This is a genomic window from Variovorax sp. TBS-050B, from assembly GCF_029893635.1.
Lineage (GTDB): Bacteria > Pseudomonadota > Gammaproteobacteria > Burkholderiales > Burkholderiaceae_C > Variovorax.
The window spans coordinates 69,441-86,224 of record NZ_JARXYR010000001.1 but is presented as its reverse complement, the minus strand read 5'-3'; the positions used below and the strand labels follow the sequence as shown (position 1 = coordinate 86,224).

The window sequence follows — 16,784 nt, the reverse complement described above, 5'->3', positions numbered from 1 at the left end:
CTCTTCCCACGCACCATGCCGCCTTCGTTCTTCTTTCACCATGACGCGATCTGGGCCGCGCATCCCGCGCTCGCCGTGGGCGTGCTCCAGCTCGCGCAGATCACGCCGGACGCTCAGGTCGCGGAGCCGGTGGCCCGCCACCATGCCCTCGCGCGCGAGCGCCTCGCGCAAGGGCCCGAGGGCGAGTTCCCGGAGATCCAGGCCTGGCGCCGCGCGTTCTCGGCAATGGGGCTCAAGCCCACGCAGTACCGGTGTGCCGCCGAGTCGCTGCTGCGCCGCTTCCGCAAGGACGACCGGCTGCCGGCGCTGCATCCGCTGGTGGACCTGTGCAACGCGGTCTCGCTGGCCTTTGCGATCCCGATCGCCGTGTTCGACCTGTCGCGCATCGACGGCGGGCTCGAGGTGCGGCACGCGCGTGGCGACGAGACGCACGACAGCTTCGCGGGTGCGCCCGAGCCGCCCGATGCGGGCGAGGTGATCTTTGCCGACGCCGCCGGCCACGCGCATGCGCGCCGCTGGTGCCACCGCCAGAGCGCGCGTTCCTGCGTGCAGGCGTCCACGTCGGACGTGCTCGTGGTGGCCGAGGCGCTGCACGCGGGCGCAGCGGACGACGTCGCGCGGCTCATGGCCGCGCTGGCCGGCGCCGTGCAGACGGCGGGATGGGCGGTGCGCCGGCAGGACCGGCTGCAGCGCGCGGCGCCGCGCTTCGCGCTGGCGGCGCTCGTCTGAGGGGCGGGCCGGTCAGCCCGCGCCGCGCGGCGTGCGCCCGGCGCCGCCGCCGCCCTTGCGCGCCGACACCTGGTTCTGCGACCCGGCGCCCATGGTCTGGCGGTCGTGCCGGCTCTCGGGCGTGCGGCGGCCCTGGTTGAGCTGGGTCGGCTGCGTCTGCCCCATCTTGTTGTGGTCGTTGGCGACCTTGCCGCTGTGCGGCGTCTGCAGGTCGGCCTCGGCGGTGCCGCGCGCCTGTGCGGTGGCGGTCCGGGCGGGGCTGCCGACCTGGTCGCGCTCCGGGTGCTTGGCGCGGCTCTGCTCGTTGCGAAGGAAGGTCTGCTTCTTGGTCATCATGGTGTCGCTCCGTCGGTTCGATGGTTTTCTGCCTTGGACAGCCCCATGCTTGGCGCCTGCGGATCGGGGGGTGTAGGAACAGCGCTGACCCGCATGTCGTACGCTCGCGGGCCTGCATCCAGCATGTCGCGGCCGGCTCCTACACCGCACAGGCCCGAAAGATGCTCTTCTGCTGCCTGCTTCGAGACTCGGCTGCCGCCGCCATCACCCCATGTCCCAACTTGCCGAGTTCCCCCCCCACGACCACGACGTCCGCTTCTACGACGAGGACGAACGCCTCGTCGAAGAGGTGGCCGAGTTCCTCGATTCGGCGCTGCGCGCCGAGGGCATGGCGGTGGTCATCGCGACGCCGGCGCACCGGGCGGATCTCGCGCGGCGGCTCAGCGGCTTCGGCGGGCCGGGCTGCGACAGCACCGGCGGATTCTCCGGCCGCCTGCTGATGCTCGATGCCATCGAGACGCTCGAGCGCTTCATGGTCGGCACGCGGCCCGACGCTGCCCTGTTCGAGGAAACGCTGGGCCCGGTGCTCCGCCGCGCCGTGCCGGGCAAGCCCCTGCACGCCTTCGGCGAGATGGTGGCGATCCTCTGCCAGCAGGGCAACTACGAAGGTGCGCTTCTGCTGGAGCAGATCTGGAACCGGACCGCGCGCCACTACGCCTTCTCGCTGTTCTGCGCGTATCCGTGGCAGCTGTTCTCCTCGCCCGAGAAGGCGCGGGCCTTCCAGCATGTCTGCGCCGCGCACTCGCGCGTGCTGAACGCCCTCGACACCGCGCCCGGGTCCGGCGAGGCCGCGGCCATGACGGTGGCGGAGCTCCAGCAGCAGGCCCGCGCGCTGCGGGCCGAGGTGGACCGGCGCCAGCGCGCCGAAGAGACACTGCGGCAGCGCGAGCGCGAGCTCGCCGATTTCCTGAACAACGCCAGCGAGGGCATCCACAAGGTCGCGGCCGACGGCACCATCCTCTATGCGAACCGCGCCGAGCTGGAAATGCTGGGCTACCGCTGGGAGGAGTACGTCGGCCACAACATCGCGGACTTCTATGTCGACGGCACGCTGATCGACGACATCCTGCGCCGGCTCAAGGCCGGCGAGGTGCTGCGCGACCAGCCGGCCCTGCTGCGGTGCCGGAACGGCAGCTTGAAGCCGGTGCTGATCTGCTCCCGAACGGCTACTTCGAACAGGGCGAGCTGCGCTACACCCGGTGCTTCACGCGCGACGCCTCCGAGCGCGTCGCGCGCGACGAAGCGCTGAAGCAGCGCGACATCCTCATCATGCAGGCGCCCGTCGGCGCGGCGCTGCTGCTCGGCGAGAGCCTGCGCTTCGAGCTCGCGAACGCCGCCTACTGCGAAATGGTCGGGCGGCCCGACGTCATCGGCAAGACCTTCATCGAGGTCTTCCCGCAACTGCAAGGCACGCCGGCGGAAACCATGCTGCTGAAGGTGATGCGCACCGGCGAGCCGCACTTCCTCGACGCCTTTCCCTTCACGGTCCAGACCCCGGGCGGGCCCGAGGAACGGTTCTTCCAGTGCACCTTCCAGCCCATGCGCTCGCCGGCCGGCGCGGTCGACGGCGTGATCGCCATCGCGCTCGACGTCACGCAGCAGGTGCGCGTGCACAACACGCTGCTGGTGGCGGCTTCGGAGCGCGAGCGGCTGCTCGACGACCTGCGCGAGGCGAGCCGCGCCAAGGACGAGTTCCTCGCCATGCTCGGGCACGAACTGCGCAATCCGCTCTCGCCGATCGTGATGGCGCTGCAGCTGATGCGCATGCGCGGCGACACCGGCACCGCGCGCGAGCAGGGCATCATCCAGCGGCAGGTGGAGCACCTCGTGCGCCTGGTGGACGACCTGCTGGACATCTCGCGCATCACGCGCGGCAAGATCCAGCTCAAGCTCGCCGCCTGCGAGGTGCAGCCGCTGCTCGCCAAGGCCGTCGAGCAGGCGAGCGTGCTGCTGGAGCAGCGCAACCACGAGCTGGCCATCCGCGTGCAGCCGGGCCTGCGCTGCGTCTGCGACCCGATCCGCATCGCGCAGGTGGTGGCGAACCTGCTGACCAACGCGGCGCGCTACACCGAGCCCGGCGGCCGCATCGAGCTCTCGTGCGAGGCGAGGGATGACGACCGCTTCGCGATCCGCGTGCGCGACAACGGCCGCGGCATCCCGCCCGAGATGCTGCCGCGCATCTTCGAGCTGTTCTACCAGGGCCCGCGCGGCATCGACCGCGCCGAGGGCGGCCTCGGCATCGGCCTCGCGCTGGTGCGCAGCCTGGTCGCGCTCCACGGCGGCACGGTGGAGGCGCGCAGCGAGGGCGTCGGCCGCGGCAGCGAGTTCGTCGTCTGCCTGCCGCTGTCGGACCCCGCGGCCGAACGCCCCGCGACCGCGGCGCCGGACGCGGCACCACCCGAGGAGGCCGCCGCGGTGTGCCGCATCCTGCTCGTGGACGACAACGTCGACGCGGCCCACACCACGGCCCAGCTGCTGCGCGCGCACGGCCACGAAGTCGCGGTGCGCCACGACCCCCTGTCGGCGCTCGAGGCGGTGCAGGCCGTGCGGCCCGACGTGGCGCTGCTCGACATCGGCCTGCCGGTGATGGACGGCTACGAGTTGGGCGCTCGCATCCGCGCGATCTGCGGGCCGGACTGCCACCTGATCGCCGTGACCGGCTACGGGCAGGACGCCGACAAGGCGCGCGCCCGCGAAGCCGGTTTCGATCGGCATCTGGTGAAGCCTGTGGCGCCGGAGGAGGTGCTTGCGGCGATCGCGGGTGCTGCGCGGCGATAGGCGCTTAGCATCGGCGGCCATGAAAGCCGCCGCCCCGCAAGACCCCGCCCTGCTGCGCCGCCTGCTGCGCGCCAGGGACCGCATGGACGCCGCCTCGCACGAGGAATGGCCGGTGGCTCGCCTCGCGGACGTGAGCGGCGTGTCCGAGGCGCATTTCGCGCGGTCGTTCAAGCAGGCCTTCGGCATTCCGCCGCACCGCTACCTGCTCACGCGGCGCATCGAGCGCGCGACGGCGCTGCTGCGCGAGACGGATCTGCCCGTCACCGAGATCGCCTTCGCGACCGGCTGGGCGAGCCTGGGCACCTTCGGCCGCACCTTCCGCGACGTCACGGGCGGCAGCCCGGGCGCCGTGCGCGAGCGCGCGAGGGCGGCCGCCGCGCACGAAGCGCCGGGCCTGATGCCGGCCTGCGTCGTCAGCGCCGCGCAGCGGCCCGGCCTGACGACCGCAGTTTCGGAGAAGCGGCGCAGGGCGATGGACGGTACAAACGCTCCCGTTCGACAACAGCAACAGGAGATTCCATGACTGCAGGCATCGAGGTGGTCGGCTTGTACGTGCGCGACCAGGACGAGGCGCTCGCCTTCTATGTGGAGAAGCTCGGCTTCCGCGTGCACACCGACGTGGGCAGCGGCGGCTACCGCTGGCTCACGGTGCAGCACCCCGAGCAGCCCTCGTTCCAGCTCGGCCTGTTCCTGCCCGGCCCGCCCGTGCACGATGCGGCCACCGCGCAGGCGCTGCGCGAGGTCGTCGCCAAGGGCGCCATGCCGCCGCTGGTGCTGGCGGTGGACGACTGCCGCGCCGCCTGCGCGCGCATGCGGGCGCAGGGCGTGGAGTTCACGCAGGAGCCGACGGAGCGCTACGGCACCGTCGATGCGGGCTTCCGCGATCCCTCGGGCAACGGATGGAAAGTGATCCAGCGGCGCGGCTGAGGCAGAAAGGCGCGCCGGCTGCCGCGCCCCTCAGGCCGCCACCATGCGCGAGCCCATCCCGATCCCCATCGCCTCGAGCGTCTCGCCGATCGCCCGGACCGCACCGGGGATGCCGGCTTCACCGAAGTGCCCGATGCAGCCGACGCGGAAGGTCTCGACCTGGGTCAGCTTGCCGGGGTAGAGGATGTAGCCGCGCTGCTTCACCTCCTGGTAGAAGGTCTTGAACGCGTAGGCCGGATGCTTCGGCGCATGGAAGGTGACGATGATCGGGGCCTGGATCGACGGGTCGAGGAAGCTGCGGATGCCCAGTTCGGCCAGGCCGCTCACGAGCGCCTTGCAGTTGCGCGCGTAGCGCGCGCCGCGCGCCTCGAGGCCGCCCTCTTCGAGGTACTGTGCGATCGCCTCGTCGAGCGCGGCCACCACGTGCGTGGGCGGGGTGAAGCGCCACTGCGTGGTGCGCTCCATGTAGGTCCACTGGTCGTACAGGTCCAGGCTCAACGAGGGCGAATTGCCTTCGCTCTGTTCGAGCGTGGTGCGTTTGGCGATGACGAAGCCCATGCCGGGCACGCCTTCGAGGCATTTGCCGGAGGCGGCGATCACGGCGTCGAAGGGTGTCCTGCGGGCGTCGATCTCGATGGCGCCGAACGAGCTCATCGCGTCGACGATGAAGCCGCGGTGGTGCCGCGCCGCGACCAGCGCGAGCTCATGCAGCGGATTGAGCACGCCGGCGCCGGTTTCGCAATGGACCACGGCCACGTGGGTGATGCTCGGGTCCGCCTCGAGCATGCGGTCGACGTCGGCGGCCTCGACCTGGCGGTCCTCGGTGTAGTCGATGGTGGTGACCTGGCGGCCGAGCACGCGGCAGATGCGGGCGAGCCGCTGGCAGTAGGCGCCGTTGCTCGGAATCAGCACATGCCCCTGCCGCGGCACCAGCGTGCCGATGGCGGCCTCGACCGAGAAGGTGCCGCTGCCCTGCATGGGCACGCACACATGCGTCTGCTCGCCGTGCACGATCGCGAGCACCCGCTCGCGGATGCGCGCGGTGATCTGGTTGAAGTCGCTGTCCCACGAGCCCCAGTCGCGCAGCATGGCATTGCGGGTGCGGTCCGAGGTGGTGAGCGGGCCGGGGGTCAGAAGGATGGGGCTGCGCGGTGCGGGCTTCATGTCGTCGTCTCCAGTGCAAGGGTGGATGGGCGCGGCAGGCAAGTCGCCTCAGCAAGGGGTGCGGATCGTCGTCTGGCGACGGCGAAATCAATGTAGGTTGGCATCTGAATATTGTCAATAGTAAATTGTTGACAGTTTGCAGCTTCAAGCGACAATGGCTCCATGCCGACCACCACCCCCACCTCCGCCCTCGCCTTCCTGCAGTCCAGTTCGCTGCCGATGCTGATGCAGGAAGAGATCGAACGCCTGATCATGACCGGCGAGCTCCCCGTGGGCAGCCGCATCAACGAGAGCGAGCTGGCGGCGCGCTTCAACACCAGCCGCGGCCCTGTGCGCGAGGCGCTGCGCGCGCTGGAGGAAGCCGGCCTGGTGCGCAACGAGAAGAACCGCGGCGTGTTCGTGCGCGAGATCTCGTTCGAGGAAGCCGACGAGATCTACGAACTGCGCGAAGCCCTCGAAGAAATCGTTGGGCGGCGCGTGGCGGTCGCGATGGACGCGGCGGCGGTCGACCGGCTGCGCGCGATGGTGGAGGCGATGCGCTCGGCGGCGCAGGCGCAGGACGTCGAGCAGTACGCGCAGCTCAACCTGCAGTTCCACGACACGCTGCTCGAGACCGCCGGCAGCAGGAAGCTCACCGAGACCTACAAGCGGCTCGTGAAGGAGCTGCATCTGTTCCGCATGCGCGCGCTCGACAGCGGCGGCGGCCTGCGCGTGTCGGCCGACGAGCATGCCGACATCGTCGCCGCCATTGCCAGCGGCGATCCGAACGTGGCCGGGGCCGCCCTGCGCCAGCACGTGGCCGGAAGCCGCAGCCGCATGCACAAGGCCTTCGGCCGCCCGGACGCTGCGGCCGCGGCGCCGGTTGTTCAATCCACTGGAGAAGGAAGCACGAGATGAATCCGGAGACCCTCGAAGTCAATGCGAGAAGCTATCGCTGGATGGCGCAGCCCGTGGTGGTCGTCTGCGTGGACGGCTGCGAACCCGCCTATCTCGACGCCGCCGTCGCCGCGGGCGTGGCGCCGTACATCGCGCAGATGCGCGCACACGGCGCCGACCTGCTCGGCGACTGCGTGGTGCCTTCGTTCACCAACCCCAACAACCTGTCGATCGTCACCGGCGCACCGCCCGCGGTGCACGGCATCTGCGGCAACTACTTCTTCGACCGCGAGCTCGGCCAGGAAGTGATGATGAACGACCCCAAGTACCTGCGCGCGGGCACCGTGCTGGCCGCCTTCGCCGATGCCGGCGCCAGGGTGGCGGTGGTCACGGCCAAGGACAAGCTGCGCAAGCTGCTCGGCCACCGCATGGCGGGCATCTGCTTCTCGTCCGAGAAGTCCGACCAGGTCACGCTGGCGGAGAACGGCATCGAGGACGTGCTGGGCCTGGTCGGCATGCCGGTGCCGTCGGTCTACAGCGCCGCGCTGTCGGAGTTCGTGTTCGCCGCCGGCGTGAAGCTGATGCAGACGCGCCGCCCCGACCTGATGTACCTCTCGACCACCGACTACGTGCAGCACAAGGCCGCGCCCGGCAGCCCCGCGGCCAATGCCTTCTACGCGATGATGGACGGCTACCTCGCGCAGCTCGACGCGATGGGCGCGACCATCGTGCTGACCGCCGACCACGGCATGAACGACAAGCACGCCGCGGACGGCCAGCCCAACGTGATCTACCTGCAGGACGTGCTCGACGGCTGGTACGGCGCCGGCACGGCGCGCGTGATCCTGCCGATCACCGACCCTTATGTGGTGCACCACGGCGCGCTCGGCTCCTTCGCGACCGTGTATGCGCCCGACGAGGCCAGCGCGGCCGGCTGGATCACGCGCCTGCGCGAACTCCCGGGCATGGAGCTGGTGCTGTCGCGCGCCGAGGCCGCGAAGCGCTTCGAGCTGCCGCCCGACCGCATCGGCGACATCGTGGTCGTGAGCGAGCGCAGCACCGTGATCGGCACCGCCGCGAGCCGCCACGATCTCTCCGCACTCGAAGTGCCGCTGCGCTCGCACGGCGGCGTGTCGGAGCAGCGCGTGCCGCTGATCTGCAACCGGCCGGTCGAGGGCATCGCGCCCGGGCGCCGGCTGCGCAACTTCGACGCGCTGGACATCGCGCTGAACCACGCCCGCATGCCCGCCGCGGCCTGACCGCGCCTTCCATCCACCGGAAAGACACCATGACCCCTGCCTTTCTCCAGCCCGGCACCGTCCACCGCGAAGCGCTGCGCATCGGCGGCGAGAAGGTCTACCGCGACCGCACGATCGAGGTGACCTATCCCTACACCGGCGAGGTGATCGCCACCGTGCCCAAGGCCACGCTCGAGGACGTGCGCACCGCCTACCGGATCGCACGCGACTACCGGCCCACGCTGACCCGCTACGAGCGCTACAAAATCCTCATGCGCGCGGGCGAGCTCATCGCCTCGCGCCTGGACGAGATTTCGCGCACCATCACGCTCGAGTCGGGCCTGTCGCGCAAGGACTCGCTCTACGAGGTCGGCCGCGCCTCCGACGTGCTGCTGTTCGCGGCCAACCAGGCGCTGGTGGACGACGGCCAGGTCTTCTCCTGCGACCTCACGCACCACGGCAAGAGCCGCAAGGTCTACACGCTGCGCGAGCCGCTGCAGGGCGTGATCACCGCCATCACGCCGTTCAACCATCCGCTCAACCAGGTGATCCACAAGGTGGCGCCGGCCATCGCGACCAACAACCGGATCGTGCTCAAGCCCAGCGAGAAGACGCCGCTCGCGGCCTTCCTGCTGGCCGACATCCTCTACGAGGCGGGGCTGCCGCCGCCGATGCTGTCGGTGCTCACGGGCGACCCGCGCGAGATCGCCGACGAGATGCTCACCCACCCCGACGTGGACCTCGTCACCTTCACCGGCGGCGTGCCGATCGGCAAGTACATCGCGGCCAAGGCGGTCTACAAGCGGCAGATCCTCGAGCTCGGCGGCAACGACCCGATCATCGTGATGGACGATGCCGACATCGAGGAGGCGGCGACGCTGGCCGCGAGCGGCTCGTACAAGAATTCGGGCCAGCGCTGCACCGCGATCAAGCGCATGCTGGTGCAGGAATCGGTGGCCGACCGCTTCGTCGAGCTGCTGGTGGAGAAGACGCGCGGCTTCAGGCACGGCGATCCGATGGACCCGGCCACCGACGTGGGCACCGTGATCGACGAGCCCGCGGCCCGGCACTTCGAGTCGGTGGTCAACGAGGCCATCGCCGCGGGCGCGCGGCTGCTGCACGGCAACGTGCGCGAGGGGGCGCTGTACTCGCCGACCGTGCTCGACCAGGTGGACCCGCAGATGACGGTGGCGCGCGAGGAGACCTTCGGGCCGGTGTCGCCGGTGATCCGCTTCAAGACCATCGACGACGCGATCCGCATCTCCAACGGCACGGCCTACGGCCTGTCGTCCTCGGTCTGCACGAACCGGCTCGACCACATCACGCGCTTCATCCGCGAGCTCAACGTGGGCAGCGTGAACGTGCGCGAAGTGCCCGGCTACCGGCTCGAGCTCACGCCCTTCGGCGGCATCAAGGACTCGGGCCTGGGCTACAAGGAAGGCGTTCTCGAGGCGATGAAGAGCTTCACGAACACCAAGACCTACTCGCTGCCGTGGTGACGCGATGAGCCTCAGCCTGTCCGACATCGTGAGCGTCTTCGAGACCAGGGGCCACGCCCGCTACGACGGCGAGCCCGTCACCCAGCTCCAGCATGCGCTGCAGTCCGCGCACCTGGCCGAGCAGGAAGGTGCCGGCAGCGCGCTGATCGCCGCCGCCCTGCTGCACGACCTGGGCCATCTGCTGCACGACCACGCCGGCACGCCCACGCAGCAGGGGCTGGACGACCTGCACCAGTACCGCTGCCTGCCGTTCCTGCGTGCGCTGTTCGGTCCGGCCACGCTGGACCCGATCCGGCTGCACGTCGACGCCAAGCGCTTCCTGTGCGCGCGCGAGCCGGGCTACCTGGAGGCGCTCTCGCCCGACTCGCAGCGCAGCCTGCGGCTGCAGGGCGGCGTGTTCGATGCCGACCAGGCACGGGCCTTCGAGCAACTTCCCCATGCGATGGACGCGGTGCGGCTGCGGCGCTGGGACGATCAAGCCAAGTGCGCCGACAGGGCGGTGCCCGCGCTCGACCACTTCGTGCGGCATCTGGAGATCAGCGCCCGCGAACACCGCAGCGCCCGCGAGGCCTAGCCGCACGATGCGCCCGTTCTGGATCGAGCAAGCGCTCTTCGCCGACGGCGATCTCGCGCCGGCCCTGCAGGGCGAGCTGCGCGCCGACGTCTGCATCGTCGGCGGCGGCTTCACCGGGCTCTGGACCGCGATCCAGACCAAGCTGCAGGCGCCGGCGCGCGAGATCGTCATCCTCGAGAGCGATCTGTGCGGCGCGGGCGCGAGCGGCCGCAACGGCGGCTGCCTGCTCACCTGGTCGGCCAAGTTCCTGACCCTGCAGCGGCTGTTCGGCACCGACGAGGCGGTGCGCCTGGTCCAGGCTTCCGAGGCCGCGGTGGGCGAGATCGAGGCCTTCTGCGCCCGGCACGGCATCGACGCCGAACTCCGGCGCGACGGCACGCTCTACACCGCGACCGCGCCGGCCCACATCGGCGCGCTCGAACCGATGATGCAGGCGCTGGCCGCGCACGGCATCGACGCCTACCGCACGCTGCCGCCCGACGAGGTGGCGCGGCGTTCCGGCTCGCGGCGCAACCTGGCGGGCGTGTATGCGCCGAACGCGGCCACGGTGCATCCGGGCAAGCTGGTGCGCGGGCTGCGGCGCGTCGCGCTCGCGATGGGCATCCGCATCCACGAGCGCACGCCGATGCTGCGCTTCGACGCCGGCCCACCGGCCGTGGTGCACACGCCGGCCGGCCGCGTGCGGGCGGACAAGCTGGTGCTCGCGATGAACGCATGGATGGCGAGCAGCTTTCCGCAGTTCGAGCGCACGATCGCGATCGTGTCGAGCGACATGGTCATCACCGAGCGCTGCCCCGCGCTGCTGCAGCGCGCGGGGCTGGTGGACGGCGTCTCGGTGCTGGACTCGCGCACCTTCGTCTACTACTACCGCAGCACGCCCGACGGCCGCCTGATGCTCGGCAAGGGAGGCAACACCTTCGCCCGGGGCGGCCGGATGGCGCGCGTGTTCGACGAGCGTTCGCCCTACGAGGCCGCGCTGACCGCGGCGCTGCGCGCATTCTTCCCAGAGCTGAAGGACACGCCGATCACCGCCAGCTGGAACGGCCCGTCGGACCGCTCCGTGACCGGCCTGCCGTTCTTCGGCCGCTTCGACGGCGCGCCGCACGTGAGCTACGGCTTCGGCTACTCGGGCAACGGCGTGGGCCCGAGCTACATGGGCGGGCAGATCCTCTCCTCGCTCGTGCTCGACCAGGACAACGCCTGGACGCGCAGCCCGATCGTGCGCGGTCCGCTGGGCTTCTTTCCGCCCGAGCCGCTGCGCTATGTGGGCTCGATCGTGGTGCGCGACGCCATCCGCCGCAAGGAACGCGCCGAGGACCTCGGCCGCCGGCCCTGGGTGATCGACCGCATGCTCAGCAAGCTCGCGGACGCGGCGGGCAAGGCCGACAAGGGCTGAGCGGACCGCTTCAGTCCGACGCCACGATCACGAGCGCCTGGATCCGGCCAGCGACGGGCCCCGCGCCGTGGTGGCGGGCGATCGCCTCCGCCGCCCGTTCGGTCGCGGCCTCGAGCGCGCCGGCGTCGCGCGCCTCGATCTCGTTGCGCAGCGGCGTGCCCTGGCAATAGCCCACCGCCACATCGTGCGCCGACGCGGCACGGCCGAGCTTCCCGTGCGTGCCGATCGCGACCGCGGTGAAGCCGGCGCGGCGCAGCTCCTCCTCGATCCGCGCGGCCTCGTGGTAGCCGTGCGGCGTGCGCGCCAGGAAGCGCGGCGGATCGCCCGGGAACATCGCGGCGAGCGCCTCCGTGACCTCGCGCGCGAAGTCGTTCTCCTCGATGCGGTCCCAGACGCTGAAGACGAAGCGCCCGCCGGGCCGCAGCACGCGGCGCGCCTCGGCATAGCCGGCGACACGGTCCGGAAAGAACATCGCGCCGAACTGGCAGCAGACCACGTCGAACGCGGCGTCGCCGAACGGCAGGTCGAGCGCGTCCGCGCGGCGCCACTCGATGCGCGCGTCAGCGCCCTGCCGTGCGGCGGCATGGTCGAGCATGGGCTGGTTGAGATCGGTCACCACGTAGCGCGCGTCGGGCCGCAGCCGGGGCGCGAGCGCGCGCGTTACCGCGCCGCTGCCGGCCGCGGTCTCGAGCACCGCGCCCGGCGAGAAGGCCGCGACCTGCGCCGCCATGTCGGCGGCAAAGCCCTCGAAGATCAGCGGGACCATCAGCGTGTCGTAGAGCTTCGGGATCGAGCCTGCGAACACCTTGTCGGTTTCAGCCATGGGGCCTCCTGGTGAAGGGCGCTCGCCGGAACGCGCCGTCGACGGCGGTTGACAAGGTGTTCCTTCGCGGCGGAAATGTCAATCCCCTTCCATCCCCCATTTCTGACAAGGAGTCCATGCATGGAGACCCAAGAACTGCACCGCGGCCGCCTGATCGACCACATCCAGCTGGTCGTGCGCGACCTGGCCGCGAGCCGGGCTTTCTACGAGGCCGTGTTCGGCGTGCTGGAGGTTCCGCTGGGCGGCGCCGCCGAGGACTACTTCTGGGCCGACGAGCTGTTCGTCTCCAGCGCGGACAGCCAGGCGGCCCAGGGCCGGCTCACGGGCCGCCACCACCTCGCCTTCCAGGCCCGCGACCGGGCGATGGTCGATGCCTTCCACCAGGCGGCGCTCGCGCACGGCGGCACCGACAACGGCGCGCCGGGCGAGCGGCCCTACCACCCGGGCTACTACGCCTGCTTCGTGCTCGACCCCGACGGCAACAACATCGAGGCCGTGTACCACGGCGAGGCGCAGCGCAGCGCGCCGTCGGTCAAGGTCACGTTCTGAGCCGCGGCGCGCCTCAGCGCGGCAGGCCGAACAGCGCGGCCGCGTTGCCCCAGGCGATGCGCCGCGCCACGTCGGGCGGCAGCTCGCCGAGCCAGCTGCGGTAGCCGCGCATGATCTCGTCGTAGGCGCTCCAGCGCTGGTTGACCCAGGTGTCGGAGCCGATCACGAAGCGCTCCGGGTACTTGAGCAGCAGCGCGCGCCATTCAGGGCACAGCGTGCCGCCGCCGCAGGTCAGCCCGGGGCGGTACGAGAGTTCGCCCATCAGCAGCGGATAGCGCGCGAGCAGCGCCTCGACGCGCTCGACCGGCGCACCGCCGATGCCCGTGTGGGCCCAGATCAGGCGCAGCGAGCGGCCCTTGGAAGGCGCGTTCGCCATCAGCAGGTCGATCGCCACGTCGTCGACATGCGCGAGCACCGCGAGCTGCTGCCGCTCGGCCAGCGCGATCAGCTTCCTGGCCACCGGGCCGTTGGCGTTCGCGCTGTCGTAGAGATGGAATTCGCCGATGCCGCGGTAGGGGCCGCTCGCGGTGCCGCGCGCGAGTTCGGTCTGCACCATCTCGTGGATGCTCTCGTCGCGGAACCAGTTGCTGTAGTCGTCGCGGTTGCGGTAGAGGCGCACGAAGGGCACCACCGTCACGCCCGCGGCGCGCGTCTCGCGCGCGGCCGCGAGGGTCTGCGTGCCCGCATTGGGCCGCGAGTTGGCGATGATCGCCGTCACGTTGTTGCGCTGCATGCGCGCGAGCGCCTCGGCGGGCGGATAGGGTCCGGTGCTGCCGTCCCAGGCTTCCTGGTTGTAGTGCAGGTGGGTGTCGAACAGCGGGCCTTCGTAAGGCGCCGCCGATTGGGCGCGGGCCGGGAGCGCCACCGCAAGGCAGGCGGCGAGCAGCAGCGCCGGAAGGGATGCGGTGGGTCTCATGGCGGCGCCTGCTAGACCAGCGGATTGAACCCGGGCGCCTGGTTCATTTCCGAGGGCTTGTAGATCTTGTGCTGCGCGGTCGGCCCGCCGGCATCGCTCACCACCAGCAGGCGCCAGAGCGGCTCGCGCGCGGCGCAGGCGTGCTCCTCGGCCGTGAGCCCGAAGCCCGGCACCGCACTGGAGGTTCCCTTGACCACCACGCGCAGCAGCGTCGCGCCCTTGGCGTTCGAGACCTCGATGTCGTAGCCGAGCTTCCGCTCCCGCAGGTCCTCGGCCTTGTAGCCGTAGCCCTGGAAGTGGCGCAGCACGTAGTCGAAGGCGGCGGCCTGCACGTCGTCGGGCGAAGCGCCCGCGGCGACGGCCGCGCCGGGCTCGCCCGCGGCCGGCACGGCGCTGCGGCCGCGCGCGGCCTCGATCTCGGCCTCCGTGGGAACCCAGCCGCGCGCGCCGCGCACCAGCACCGCGCGCAGGTGCTCCGGCTCCCAGGTGGCGACGTGCCATTCGGTCTCGTCGCGCACGCGCGTGGAGACCTTCGCGTTCTTGTTGGCCTCGAGTTCGGCGATCTCGATGCGGTTGGTCTGCAGCAGCGCGCGGAAGCCCTGTCCGGCGTCGAAGGTGCGCTTGAGCAGCGCCAGCCGGTCCTTGGCGCGCTGCACCTGCTGCGGGCTGCGCGCACCGCCGCCCGCGCGGCGCTGCACGTCGAGCGACTCGAGGCAGAACCAGCGCCCGCCCGTGCCCACGTTCACGAACTCGGCCCAGACGGTGGCGATGACGTTGTCGCCGGTCGCGAGCCAGGCGTGCTCGAAGGGCTTGTCGCGCGCATCGAACACACCCATCTTGGCGACGATCTCGACCGGCGTGAGCCGCGGGCCCGAGAGCCGCATCTCATCGATGACGGCGAGTACCTGGGGGTCGACTTCCTTGTCCATTCAGTGCGTGTCCGGCGAGTTTCGAGGGGGTGGGAGTATGCCGCATCCGCGCGTTAGCATTCGTCGCCGCCCTCGTTGCGACGATCCCTCCATCTTCCGACCCAAGGAGCCCCCATGTCCACTTCCTTCCAGCTCGAAAGCCCCGACTTCCGCGACGGCGACACCCTGCCGCTGGCGAGCGTGCACAACGTGATGGGCGCCACGGGCGAGAACCTCTCGCCCGCACTGGCCTGGAAAAATCCCCCCGCCGGCACCGGGAGCTTCGCGCTCACGATGTACGACCCCGACGCGCCCACGGGCTCGGGCTGGTGGCACTGGGTGGTCTACGACATTCCGGCCGACGCGAGCTCGCTGCCGCGCGGCGCGGGCGCGGCCGACGGCGCGAAGCTGCCCGCGGGCGCGAAGCAGGGCCGCACCGATTTCGGCACCGCGGGCTACGGCGGCGCCGCGCCGCCGCCCGGCCACGGGCCGCACCGCTACGTCTTCACGCTGCATGCGCTCTCGACCGAGCGGCTCGACGTGCCGGCCGACGCCACGGCCGCGTACGTCGGCTTCATGATCCACATGTCGCGGCTCGGCTCGGCCACGCTCGGCGCCACCTACGAACGCTGAGCGAAGGCGCAGCGCTTCCATGTTCGGCCGCATCCGGCTCCATGCCTTCGTCAAGGCCAACCCGCCGCAGGGCGAACGCATCCCCGCCACGGCCGAGCTGCTCGCGCGCCACGCGGACCGCCTGCCGGCCGCGCTGCTCGAACTCTGGCGCAAGCACGGCTTCGGCCTCTACGGCCGGCGGCAGATCAGCCTGATCGATCCCGACCTCTGGCAGCCCGTGCTGGACCGCTGGATCGTCTCGCCGCCCGACGGCGCGCTGCGCGTGCCGATCGCGCTCACGCCCTTCGGCACCCTGCTGTTCTACCGCCGGCTTACCGCGACCGACGAGGACGTGGCCACGCTGAATCCGGTCACGCGCAGCAGCAGCGTGCTGAGCTGGGACCTGGCCGAGTGCTTCAACCGCGTGCTCAGCGATCCCGCGCAGGTCGACGAATTCATCCGCCCCGACATGCTCGAGGTTGCCGCGCGCGAGGCCGGCCCGCTCGCGCCCGGCGAGGTCTACCACGTCGACCCGATGCTGCTGTCGATGCAGATGCTCAAGATCACCAGGGCCGATGCGCTGGCGCTGCACCGCGACCTGCGCGCGCAGGTCGACCGCGAGCAGATGCCGCCCGCGCCGCCCGCCGCGAGCATTGCCGCAGCCATGCCGGCCAGCCACCGCGCGGCCTTTGCGGCATTCGAAGCCGACGATGCGGCGGCGCACCCGCGCGGCCTCTTCCTCTCGGTCTACATCGACTGGCGCCGGCTGCTCGCCTTCGACGGCGAAGGCCGCTACCGGCTGCTGTTCTGGAAGAACGACCACAAGACCGGCGAGGCGCTCGAGGTGCGCCACTACGAAGGCCCCTACCGCGTGCAGCAGACCGCCGCGGGCGACCGGCTGCTCGAGCTCGACATCGCGCTGCGGCGCGATTCGCTCGGCAGCGACGCCAACGACGAGCGGCTCTACCTGATGCGCAGCGGCGGGCAGGCACTGCTGCTCAAGGCCGATTCGCTCGAGGACATGGCCACCGCGATCGGCGGGCGCGGCAGCCTCGGGCGCTCCGAAGACTACTTCCGCGCGGTGCGGCTCGGCGATCCGTTGCCCGACGAGGACAGCGACGGCATGGCCGCCCCGCCCTTCGACGACCTGCCGGCCGCGCTGCAGGCGCTGGTGCACCGCGAGCCGCTGCGCACGACCATCGTCGAGGTGGCGGCCGACACGGGCGACGCCGACGACGAGACGCTCATGGTCCGGGTCGACCTCGGCAGCAGCAGCGGCCTGCGCATGAACATGCCGCTGATGTCGCCCAAGGGCAGTGGGCGCGACCTGTACGGCTGGGTCTGGGAAATGGACGAGGCGCGCTGCGGCGTCGGCATCGAGGTCGAGCGCGACGCCGCGGGCCGGATCGTCGGCGGCCCGCAGGTCGGCGACGTGCTCGTGAGCCGCGCCGACTGACGC

The 16,784-nt window shown here is 71.2% G+C and carries 18 protein-coding genes; 13 read left to right on the top strand and 5 right to left on the bottom strand.

The window, feature by feature from the left end; all coding sequences use genetic code 11:
• Nucleotides 1-15 precede the first annotated feature (15 nt).
• Nucleotides 16-729: a phenylalanine--tRNA ligase beta subunit-related protein gene (locus M2165_RS00400; RefSeq protein ID WP_280812684.1), complete on the top strand. Its 714-nt coding sequence runs from the start codon at nucleotides 16-18 to the stop codon at nucleotides 727-729.
• Between the two features lie 12 nt (nucleotides 730-741).
• Here M2165_RS00400 and M2165_RS00395 read toward each other — a convergent pair whose 3' ends face one another.
• Nucleotides 742-1,065 (bottom strand): hypothetical protein, encoded by a 324-nt coding sequence (locus M2165_RS00395; protein ID WP_280813169.1) that lies wholly within the window; start codon nucleotides 1,063-1,065, stop codon nucleotides 742-744.
• Nucleotides 1,066-1,276: 211 nt separating this feature from the next.
• Here M2165_RS00395 and M2165_RS00390 point away from each other — a divergent pair, with 211 nt between their 5' ends.
• The 4 genes from M2165_RS00390 to M2165_RS00375 are packed head-to-tail and all read left to right on the top strand — an operon-like array spanning nucleotide 1,277 to nucleotide 4,770.
• Entirely contained in the window at nucleotides 1,277-2,314 is a 1,038-nt protein-coding gene (locus tag M2165_RS00390) for an MEDS domain-containing protein (RefSeq protein ID WP_280812683.1), read from the top strand.
• Nucleotides 2,218-3,843, top strand: coding sequence for an ATP-binding protein (locus tag M2165_RS00385; protein ID WP_280813146.1), 1,626 nt, complete (start codon nucleotides 2,218-2,220; stop codon nucleotides 3,841-3,843). The genes M2165_RS00390 and M2165_RS00385 overlap by 97 nt, the downstream gene beginning before the upstream one ends.
• A 19-nt stretch (nucleotides 3,844-3,862) precedes the next feature.
• Complete coding sequence (locus tag M2165_RS00380; protein ID WP_280812682.1) at nucleotides 3,863-4,366, top strand: helix-turn-helix transcriptional regulator; 504 nt, start codon at nucleotides 3,863-3,865, stop codon at nucleotides 4,364-4,366.
• Nucleotides 4,363-4,770 carry a VOC family protein gene (locus M2165_RS00375; RefSeq protein WP_280812681.1) on the top strand — a complete coding sequence of 136 codons (408 nt, stop codon included), beginning with the start codon at nucleotides 4,363-4,365 and terminating at the stop codon, nucleotides 4,768-4,770. Before M2165_RS00380 ends, M2165_RS00375 begins: the two co-directional genes overlap by 4 nt.
• 30 nt (nucleotides 4,771-4,800) lie before the next feature.
• On the opposite strand, the gene M2165_RS00370 is transcribed toward M2165_RS00375, so the two are convergent.
• Nucleotides 4,801-5,934, bottom strand: coding sequence for a 2-aminoethylphosphonate--pyruvate transaminase (locus tag M2165_RS00370; RefSeq protein ID WP_280812680.1), 1,134 nt, complete (start codon nucleotides 5,932-5,934; stop codon nucleotides 4,801-4,803).
• Nucleotides 5,935-6,096: 162 nt separating this feature from the next.
• On the opposite strand from M2165_RS00370, the gene M2165_RS00365 reads away from it, so the two are divergent.
• The 5 genes from M2165_RS00365 to M2165_RS00345 are packed head-to-tail and all read left to right on the top strand — an operon-like array spanning nucleotide 6,097 to nucleotide 11,517.
• Nucleotides 6,097-6,831 carry a phosphonate utilization associated transcriptional regulator gene (locus M2165_RS00365; protein WP_280812679.1) on the top strand — a complete coding sequence of 245 codons (735 nt, stop codon included), beginning with the start codon at nucleotides 6,097-6,099 and terminating at the stop codon, nucleotides 6,829-6,831.
• A complete protein-coding gene (gene phnA / locus M2165_RS00360; protein ID WP_280812678.1) occupies nucleotides 6,828-8,069 on the top strand; it encodes a phosphonoacetate hydrolase in 1,242 nt (413 codons plus the stop codon). Before M2165_RS00365 ends, phnA begins: the two co-directional genes overlap by 4 nt.
• 29 nt (nucleotides 8,070-8,098) lie before the next feature.
• Nucleotides 8,099-9,547: a phosphonoacetaldehyde dehydrogenase gene (phnY, locus tag M2165_RS00355; RefSeq protein WP_280812677.1), complete on the top strand. Its 1,449-nt coding sequence runs from the start codon at nucleotides 8,099-8,101 to the stop codon at nucleotides 9,545-9,547.
• A 4-nt stretch (nucleotides 9,548-9,551) separates the two neighbouring features.
• Complete coding sequence (locus tag M2165_RS00350; RefSeq protein WP_280812676.1) at nucleotides 9,552-10,121, top strand: phosphonate degradation HD-domain oxygenase; 570 nt, start codon at nucleotides 9,552-9,554, stop codon at nucleotides 10,119-10,121.
• A 7-nt stretch (nucleotides 10,122-10,128) separates the two neighbouring features.
• A complete protein-coding gene (locus tag M2165_RS00345; protein WP_280812675.1) occupies nucleotides 10,129-11,517 on the top strand; it encodes an FAD-dependent oxidoreductase in 1,389 nt (462 codons plus the stop codon).
• Between the two features lie 10 nt (nucleotides 11,518-11,527).
• On the opposite strand, the gene M2165_RS00340 is transcribed toward M2165_RS00345, so the two are convergent.
• Nucleotides 11,528-12,340, bottom strand: a complete 813-nt coding sequence (locus M2165_RS00340; RefSeq protein WP_280812674.1) for a class I SAM-dependent methyltransferase — start codon at nucleotides 12,338-12,340, stop codon at nucleotides 11,528-11,530.
• A 120-nt stretch (nucleotides 12,341-12,460) separates the two neighbouring features.
• On the opposite strand from M2165_RS00340, the gene M2165_RS00335 reads away from it, so the two are divergent.
• Nucleotides 12,461-12,889, top strand: a complete 429-nt coding sequence (locus M2165_RS00335; protein ID WP_280812673.1) for a VOC family protein — start codon at nucleotides 12,461-12,463, stop codon at nucleotides 12,887-12,889.
• A gap of 13 nt (nucleotides 12,890-12,902) precedes the next feature.
• On the opposite strand, the gene M2165_RS00330 is transcribed toward M2165_RS00335, so the two are convergent.
• Together M2165_RS00330 and M2165_RS00325 are read right to left on the bottom strand one after the other, a co-directional pair.
• Nucleotides 12,903-13,805 (bottom strand): amidohydrolase family protein, encoded by a 903-nt coding sequence (locus M2165_RS00330; protein WP_280812672.1) that lies wholly within the window; start codon nucleotides 13,803-13,805, stop codon nucleotides 12,903-12,905.
• An 11-nt stretch (nucleotides 13,806-13,816) separates the two neighbouring features.
• Nucleotides 13,817-14,734, bottom strand: coding sequence for a DUF3883 domain-containing protein (locus tag M2165_RS00325; RefSeq protein WP_280812671.1), 918 nt, complete (start codon nucleotides 14,732-14,734; stop codon nucleotides 13,817-13,819).
• A gap of 114 nt (nucleotides 14,735-14,848) precedes the next feature.
• Here M2165_RS00325 and M2165_RS00320 point away from each other — a divergent pair, with 114 nt between their 5' ends.
• Together M2165_RS00320 and M2165_RS00315 are read left to right on the top strand one after the other, a co-directional pair.
• A complete protein-coding gene (locus M2165_RS00320) occupies nucleotides 14,849-15,346 on the top strand; it encodes a YbhB/YbcL family Raf kinase inhibitor-like protein (protein WP_280812669.1) in 498 nt (165 codons plus the stop codon).
• Between the two features lie 19 nt (nucleotides 15,347-15,365).
• Nucleotides 15,366-16,781 (top strand): GAD-like domain-containing protein, encoded by a 1,416-nt coding sequence (locus M2165_RS00315; RefSeq protein ID WP_280812668.1) that lies wholly within the window; start codon nucleotides 15,366-15,368, stop codon nucleotides 16,779-16,781.
• Nucleotides 16,782-16,784 lie beyond the last annotated feature (3 nt).